Source organism: Klebsiella sp. HMSC16A12, assembly GCF_001808265.1.
Classification (GTDB): Bacteria; Pseudomonadota; Gammaproteobacteria; order Enterobacterales; family Enterobacteriaceae; genus Klebsiella; species Klebsiella pneumoniae.
Genome location: NZ_KV792601.1, coordinates 1 through 670, shown reverse-complemented (window position 1 = coordinate 670; position 670 = coordinate 1). Strand labels below are relative to the sequence as shown.

Genomic DNA, 670 nt, shown 5'->3' with positions numbered 1-670 from the left:
GTTTATCACCACCGACTATTTGCAACAGTGCCCAAATTTGTATCTTCAGCTCAGCCAGAGGTGCAGCGAGAATAGCCTTAATGGCACCGCACTATTTTTGCGTCATCAGGCGCAAAATACGGTGACGCAAATGATGCGCATGTACGAATACATCAAACAGAGCGGCGCCACGCCGGTGTTACAGGAGCAACACGCCCGGTGCGGTGAATTTTCCACGCTGGAAGATCTGTTTGAGCAGACGGTAAGCGATTACCAGAAGCGCATTAATGCGCTGACCTCTTTGACGGAAGACGCCCAGGCAGCAAACGATAAGTCAGCGATTAACTTCCTGAAGCGATACAGAAAAGAGGAAATCGTGGACGGGACGCTGTTGCAAATCATTCTGGATGAAGTCCGCAGCGCTAAAAAAGCGGGCATCAACATGCAGCAAACCGACCACTATCTGGTTGGCGTGATCGATCGCTATCACTAAATCAATTTCGCAGTACGAGGAGGTTTTACGCCTCCTCAGAAAATCTGTTTTACATCAGAAACAGAGGTTTATGCCAGTGAACATTTGATACCCAACACGTCATAGTGATTTTTTAACTTAGCGTTTTTATATCGTGCCAAAAATGTCTCTGCTTGTGTCTTTATATTAAGGAAGGTGCGAATAAGCAGGTCATTTCTT

General features: G+C 46.4%; 1 protein-coding gene. It reads left to right on the top strand.

All coding sequences use genetic code 11. From position 1 onward, the window contains the following. The first annotated feature begins 4 nt into the window (after positions 1-4). Positions 5-472: a non-heme ferritin-like protein gene (locus HMPREF3140_RS10825; RefSeq protein WP_070552984.1), complete on the top strand. Its 468-nt coding sequence runs from the start codon at positions 5-7 to the stop codon at positions 470-472. Positions 473-670 lie beyond the last annotated feature (198 nt).